The sequence below is a fragment of the Rhodococcus sp. EPR-134 genome (assembly GCF_001647205.1).
GTDB classification, from domain to species: Bacteria; Actinomycetota; Actinomycetes; order Mycobacteriales; family Mycobacteriaceae; genus Rhodococcus_F; species Rhodococcus_F qingshengii.
In genome coordinates this window covers 21,435-28,367 of record NZ_LVCT01000050.1, presented here as the reverse complement: position 1 = coordinate 28,367, position 6,933 = coordinate 21,435, and the positions used below count along the sequence as shown (strand labels likewise).

Below are 6,933 nucleotides of genomic sequence, written 5' to 3'. Positions count from 1 at the left end.
CACACGTCGAGCGCCTGGGAGACCTCACGCGAATCCGTCGTGATCGGCTCGGTGTCCAAGTACTTCTCGATGACGGGTTGGCGACTCGGGTGGATGTTGGTGCCGACCTATCTTCGGCGCCCGCTGCAGAGACTCGCGTCGAACATGACCGTGTGTCCGCCCGCGATCTCTCAGTACGCCGCCGTCGAGGCGTTCTCGGACGAGGCGAAGGTCGAGTTGGACGGGCACGTTCAGCGGTACGCCGTCAATCGTGAACTGTTGTTGACCGGGTTGCCGAAACTGGGCATCACCGAGTTGGCTCCCGCCGACGGTGCGTTCTACGTCTACGCGGACATCGGCCATCTGTGTGGCGACGAGGGCGCCACCGCGTGGTGTGCCCGGTTGCTGACAGATACCGGGGTCGCGCTGGCACCTGGAATCGATTTCGACACCGTCCACGGAAACCGGATGGTCAGACTCTCGTTCGCGGGTGCGACAGCCGACATCCAGGAGGCACTGACCCGCCTCGAGAAGTGGCTCGGGTAACAAACAGCAGGGTCTTCGAGCTGTTTCGCCATGCGGAGGTGCCCTCTGCTGGCACGATGTCGTGGTGTCTTCTGCAGCTACGCCCAAGGGCGAACGACGTCGCCAAGCTCTGGTGGCGTCCGCTGCTGAACTTTTGCTGGAGGGCGGGTTCGACGCCGTTCGTCACCGAGCGGTGGCAATCAGAGCTGACCTTCCACTGGCTTCGACGACCTATTACTTCGACTCACTCGACGATCTGATCGCGTGTGCCGTCGAGCTCAACGGCAACGCCGACATGGAAGCGATGCGCGCCAGAGTGGCTGCGGTGACCCAACGTCGGCGGGGCGCGGAATCAACCGTCGAACTGTTGGTCGAGCTGCTGCTCGGAGACGAAGAGAAGCGGCCGGAGAGCCGCGAACGTTTGATCTCGCGCTACGAACGATTTGTGGCATGTGCCCGTCATCCCGCACTTCGTGACGTGCAGTTGCGCCTACGAGCCCAGCTCGACGACCTGTTGACCGATGCGCTTCGACGCTCGGGCCGGTCGGCTCCCGAGGGGCAATTGCGCCGTCTTGTCGCGATGGTCGACGGTGCGATGATCACGGCTCTGGGGGAGTACGACCCGGACCCACGGGGGTTGGCCAGGGGAATGCTCTTGGAATCGATCGACGTGATGGCGCCGCCGGTCTAGCTCGGTCTCTATCGGGGGTAACGGCACTGCTCGGCCACCGTTAGACTGAGGCCTCGTGAGCCGCATCCCGAATGTCCTTGCCAACCGCTACGCCAGCCCGGAGCTCGTTGCTCTGTGGTCTCCCGAGTACAAGATCGTGCTCGAGCGTCAATTGTGGGTGGCGGTGTTGCGTGCGCAGGCAGAGCTGGGCATCGACATTCCGGCCGACGCCATCGACGACTACGAGCGTGTCATCGACAACGTCGACCTCGAGTCCATCGCGGACCGCGAGCGGGTCACCCGCCACGACGTGAAGGCACGCATCGAGGAATTCAACGCACTCGCCGGGCACGAGCAGGTCCACAAGGGCATGACCAGCCGCGACCTCACCGAGAACGTCGAGCAGCTGCAGATCGTGCGTTCTCTCGAACACGTCTACAACCACGGCATCGCCGTCGCCGCCCGTCTGGGTGAGCGCGCCGCCGAGTACTCGTCCATCGTTATGGCCGGCCGCTCGCACAACGTCGCAGCTCAGGCCACCACCTTGGGCAAGCGTTTCGCTTCGGCCGCCGACGAGCTGCTGGTTGCACTGACGCGTCTGCGCCAGCTGATCGACCGGTACCCGCTTCGTGGGATCAAGGGCCCGATGGGGACCGCTCAGGACATGCTCGACCTCCTCGACGGCGATGCGGCCAAACTCGAGCAGCTCGAAGCGAAGGTTGCGGAGCACCTCGGATTCGCTCACGTGTTGACCAGCGTCGGCCAGGTGTACCCGCGTTCCCTCGACCACGACGTCATCTCCGCGCTCGTTCAGGTCGGCGCGGGACCGTCGTCGTTTGCACACACGCTCCGCCTGATGGCCGGCCACGAGTTGGTCACCGAAGGCTTCCAGCCCGGCCAGGTCGGCAGCTCGGCGATGCCGCACAAGATGAACACCCGCTCGTGCGAGCGAGTCAACGGACTTCAGGTGATCCTGCGCGGATACGGCTCCATGGCAGCCGAGCTTGCGGGTGCGCAGTGGAACGAGGGCGACGTCTGCTGCTCCGTCGTGCGCCGCGTCGCGCTTCCGGACGCGTTCTTCGCGATCGACGGCATGTTCGAGACCTTCCTGACCGTGCTGATCGAGATGGGCGCGTACCCGGCCGTCATCGAGAAGGAACTGACCAGGTATCTGCCGTTCCTCGCCACGACGCGCGTGCTCATGGCCGCCGTCCGCGCCGGCGTCGGACGCGAGACCGCACACGAGGCGATCAAGGAGAATGCCGTCGCAGTTGCGCTGGCGATGCGTGAAGAGGGCAAGGAGCCCGACCTGCTCGATCGCCTTGCCGCCGACGACCGTTTGCCGCTCGACCGCGTTGCACTCGACGAGGCCCTGGCCGACAAGGCTGCTTTTGTCGGTGCCGCTTCGGCTCAGGTCGATGCCGTTGTCGCCGAGGTGCAGAAACTTGTCGACGCCAACCCCGAAGCTGCGGCGTACGCGCCGTCGCCGATTCTGTAAGGGCTACGCCCCGTGCGCCTTTTCGGTGGTCACCACTACCGAAAAGGCGCACAGGGGCCGGAGACCATGGACTGCATCTTCTGTTCCATCATCGCCGGTGAGGCCGAGGCCAGCGTCGTCTACGACGACGCGAATGTCCTTGCCTTCATGGATATTCGGCCGTTCACATCCGGCCATCTCCTGGTCGTGCCGAAGCGCCACGCCAGTGGATTGTCCACGCTCGATCCCGACGACGGTGCCAGGATCTTCGCCGTCGCGCAGAAGATTGCCGCGGCGATGCGTACCGGATCTCTCCCCGTCGACGGAGTGAATCTGCACCTCTCCGACGGAGCTGTTGCGGGGCAGGAAGTCTTCCATGTTCATCTGCATGTCATTCCGCGAAATCGCGGCGACGGCTTCGGCCTGCGCGCCCTACCTCGCACGCCCAATCGGACAATCCTCGACAGCACGGCTGCCGTCATTCGAGGCGCACTGAACTAGAGGTTCACCCGGTGTGGGTGATTCGCGCCGAGGTTTCTCCCAGCACCATCTGGGTATGGCCGACATCGAACTGACGTATTCCTCCGGACTTGTCCCGAGGGACGGAGAGCTTCCCGCTCGCGAAACCATCGCAACGGTCTTCGACGAGCTCGACTTCCAAACAGCAGTGCAGGCGTACTTGTGGGCCATACCCATCGTGTCCTGGGCTCAGTGGATGGACGTGCATACCAACATCTTCGGAGCAACTGCCTCCGATATCGTCGTCTACCGCTCATATCGTGACCGACTAGGCCTGATCACCGCCAACGCGACGACTCCGTACATCTTGAACTTTTTCGCTCTCGGTGCAACGGGGCCGTTGGTGATCGAATTGCCGCCAGGGCCGACCGCCGGGGGCATCGCAGATTTCTGGCAACGAGAATTCGCGGTGCTCGGTGAGATGGGCCCCGATGCAGGCAAGGGTGGCAAGACCCTGGTAGTCGGCCCAGGCCAGAGTGCCGAGGACACAGGCGATTACACCGTTGTCCACTCCCCGATGATGCACATCATGTTCGGCTTCCGCACGCTCGATCCCGACCCGGCGCGCTCGGACGCGTTGGTCGACGCCGTCCGGGTGTACCCGTACTCCGATCGTGAGAATCCGAGTCCGACGCGTCTGGTCTCACCGGACGGCAAGCCCTGGAGCGGAATTCAGCCGCGAGACCTTCGATACTGGGAACTCCTGCACGACATCGTGCAGGACGAACCTGTCGAAGAGCGCGACCGCTTCCCGATGGCGTGGCTTCGGCAGCTGGGGATTGAGAAGGGCAAGCCCTTCGCCCCGGATGATCGAGTGAGAAAGATCTTGCAACGGGCCGTCGAAGTGGGGGAGGTGTTCGCCCAGGCGAATGCGTTCGTCAAACGCTTCCCCGGTTCGCGCTACTGGCCGGATCGCCAGTGGGACTTGGCGATTGTCCTGGACAACTCAGCTCAGCGAGGGGACAACTACGACGAGTTCTACGAACGCGCGTCGTGGTTCTACGAGGCGGTCACCTTCTCCGAGGCGATGAAGAGTACGACGCCCGGACTCGGGCAGGCATATCTGGGTAGCTACGCCGACGCCGAGGGCCACTGGTTGGACGGAGCAAAGAGTTACACACTCCACGTACCCGCCGATGTCCCGGCAAAGTTGTTCTGGTCCGCGACGGTCTACTCGGTCGACACACGCTGCCTTGTCGACAACGAGCAGGGCCGAGGTGACCGTGGCTCGCGAGATCCCGATCTTGTTGTCAACGAGGACGGTTCGGTGGATCTTTACTACGGACCTACAGCTCCGGTAGGGAAGGAACCCAATTGGGTTCAGACCATTGTGGGTCAGCACTGGTTCTCGTACTTCCGCTTCTACGGACCGCTCGAACCGTATTTCGATCGGACTTGGAAGCTTGGTGACATCGAGCCGGCCTAGAGCGTGGTCTGTCTCACGGACTGCCGATCAGTTCGACAACGGAGTCCAGAAGGACACTGCGCCAGCACAACCAGTCGTGGCCGCCGTCGAAGATCCGACACGATACTTGCGCTCCTGCGGCCTTCAGTGCCTGTGCGACCGCTGCGCTGTGCCCGACCATGTCGGACTCGTGCTTACCTACTTCGAGGACAACGCGTAAACCGTCCGGTACGCCGTCGCGCTCGATCCGTGCGGCTATGTCTCCACCCGGCGGGCCGTCTTCCCCGCGCTTCAATCCGGTTGGCCACCAGAACGAACCGGACCCGCTGGCGACCAGCGCGAAGTGTTCGGGGAATTCGAGTGCTGCGAACATCGAAGCCAGGCCGCCGAAGCTCTGCCCCGAGACCACCGTTCGCGTTCGATCAGACGAGAAGGGTGTGACGGCGCGCACCTGCGGAAGCAGTTCGTCGACGACTGCACTCCAGTAGTCGCGGTTGCACGGCAATTCCTGCGAACGGCGTTGATTGTCAACGGAATCGATGGCCAGCAGAACGCAGGATTTCAGTTTGCCGGTCTGGACCGCACGATCGAACGCGGCGCCTGCCGGCATGACCTCGGCCCAGTGACGCCCGTCGAGAAGTATCACGAGCGGCCGTTCTTCGAGCGGTGTCAATCCGTCGTCCACGGTCTCGTAGATCCACACCGGCCGCTCGACGTCCAAAGTCGAACTAGCCCAGGTGAGCTGTATCGACTTCCTGAAAACTGGAGCATCCCAACCGAACTGGACCGGCGCCGAGGGCATCTCGGCGACGGAACGCCTTGTGTCCACACCTGCGGAAAGCGGATTGAGTGGGTCGGCAATTCGGTGCTCGAGCAACCCCAACCAGCGGGTGCGGCGGGTCGAGTCTTCCTTGCCTGCTCCCGGATAGTCGAACTCGTCGACTACGGACTTCGGTACCGGGATGATGCTGTAACTGCTACGCCAGGTGTTCGAGACTTCGGCGGTGTAGAACCACACCGGACTGTCGCCGAGTCGCTGCATCACGCTGAGTTGTTCTGCGTGATGGTCGGTCAGCGAATTTGCATCCAGGTAAACGCGCTCGACCTCGGTCTCCTCGGGCTGACGCCAGAGGAACGTAACTCGAACAGTCTGTGTATCAATGCTTTCGATGTCGGCGTTCGTTGTTGCACTATCCGATTCCAGGACGTCTCGATGTCGGGCGAGGCTGCGAGGGTAGCGGACAATTCGGTCACCGCCTGAGTTAGCATGAGCACAGCCTAACCTAATTTGATGGGCTTTTGAATTCGAGGAGTGGTCCGGCAGTGGGCGTCACAATGAAAAAATCACGCACCCTGAAGGTGCTCTCCGCAGTCTTGGTGGCAGGGTTCGCCCTCGTCGGTTGTAGTTCTGCGGATGCCGATTCCGATGCTGACTCAGCTGCATCGCAGGGTAATTGGCCGCGTACCGTGGAAACGCCGAAGGGGCCGGTGGAGATCACGTCGAAGCCGGAGAGGATCGTCTCGACCAGTGTGACGCTGACGGGCACGCTGTTGTCGATCGACGCTCCGGTGGTGGCTACCGCATCGACGGGACCGAACACCGACGTCTCGGATGCGCAGGGGTTGTTCACACAGTGGGGCGACATAGCAGAAGAACGCGGACTTGCAGTGTTGCCGATGGGCGGTGCGAACGCGGAATCCGTTCTGGCGCAGAACCCGGACCTGATCGTCGTCTCGGCAACTGGAGGTGACTCCGTCGTCGATCTGTACGAACAGTTCACGGCCATCGCGCCGACAATCGTGGTGGACTACGGCGGAAGTAGTTGGCAGGAAGTCGCCGCTGTGCTGGGTAAGGCGACAGGTCTCGAAGACAACGCGGCGGCCACGGTCGCGAAGTTCGACAGCGCAGTAGAGGCCGCGAAGGCCAAGATCACACTTCCCCCGCAGCCGACCACTGCGCTGGTCTACTACGAGGACGGCAGCGGCGCCAATATCTGGACGCACGAGTCGGGGCAGGCGAAGTTGCTCACGGCGATGGGTTTCACGGTCGCCGACATTCCCGAGTCCGCGAAGAGCAGTGAATCCATGGGTAAGCGCAAGGACATCATTCAGGTCTCGGCGGAGAACCTCTACGACGGTATCGCGGGCAACACCCTGATCTTGGTCAGTGCCGACGACGGTGCGGTGAAGGCGGTCGAGGCACTTCCACTGTTGGCCCAGCATCCGGCAATTCGTGATCACCACGTCTATGCCGTGGGTCTGGACACCTTCCGTCTCGACTACTACAGCGCAACCAACATGGTGAACCGGTTGGTCGAGCAGTTCAGCTGAGCCATAAGTACTAGGCCTTTCACCTTC

General features: G+C 62.6%; 7 protein-coding genes. 6 read left to right on the top strand and 1 reads right to left on the bottom strand.

The window, feature by feature from the left end:
• The 5 genes from A2J01_RS02610 to A2J01_RS02590 form a co-directional block, all read left to right on the top strand.
• On the top strand, window positions 1-525 hold a 525-nt coding region (locus tag A2J01_RS02610; RefSeq protein WP_156519142.1), incomplete at its 5' end, for an aminotransferase class I/II-fold pyridoxal phosphate-dependent enzyme.
• A gap of 64 nt (window positions 526-589) precedes the next feature.
• Window positions 590-1,195 carry a TetR/AcrR family transcriptional regulator gene (locus A2J01_RS02605; protein WP_064111825.1) on the top strand — a complete coding sequence of 202 codons (606 nt, stop codon included), beginning with the start codon at window positions 590-592 and terminating at the stop codon, window positions 1,193-1,195.
• Between the two features lie 55 nt (window positions 1,196-1,250).
• The gene (gene purB / locus A2J01_RS02600; protein ID WP_064111817.1) at window positions 1,251-2,672 is read left to right on the top strand and encodes an adenylosuccinate lyase; all 1,422 of its coding nucleotides are present in this window, start codon (window positions 1,251-1,253) and stop codon (window positions 2,670-2,672) included.
• A 66-nt stretch (window positions 2,673-2,738) separates the two neighbouring features.
• Window positions 2,739-3,152 (top strand): HIT family protein, encoded by a 414-nt coding sequence (locus A2J01_RS02595; protein ID WP_042920316.1) that lies wholly within the window; start codon window positions 2,739-2,741, stop codon window positions 3,150-3,152.
• A 55-nt stretch (window positions 3,153-3,207) separates the two neighbouring features.
• Window positions 3,208-4,596 carry a DUF1254 domain-containing protein gene (locus A2J01_RS02590; protein WP_064111823.1) on the top strand — a complete coding sequence of 463 codons (1,389 nt, stop codon included), beginning with the start codon at window positions 3,208-3,210 and terminating at the stop codon, window positions 4,594-4,596.
• 13 nt (window positions 4,597-4,609) lie between these two features.
• On the opposite strand, the gene fes is transcribed toward A2J01_RS02590, so the two are convergent.
• A complete protein-coding gene (fes, locus tag A2J01_RS02585) occupies window positions 4,610-5,737 on the bottom strand; it encodes an enterochelin esterase (protein ID WP_231915683.1) in 1,128 nt (375 codons plus the stop codon).
• A gap of 161 nt (window positions 5,738-5,898) precedes the next feature.
• Between fes and fepB the strand changes: the two genes are divergently transcribed.
• Window positions 5,899-6,906 carry a Fe2+-enterobactin ABC transporter substrate-binding protein gene (gene fepB, locus A2J01_RS02580; RefSeq protein WP_003945515.1) on the top strand — a complete coding sequence of 336 codons (1,008 nt, stop codon included), beginning with the start codon at window positions 5,899-5,901 and terminating at the stop codon, window positions 6,904-6,906.
• Window positions 6,907-6,933 lie beyond the last annotated feature (27 nt).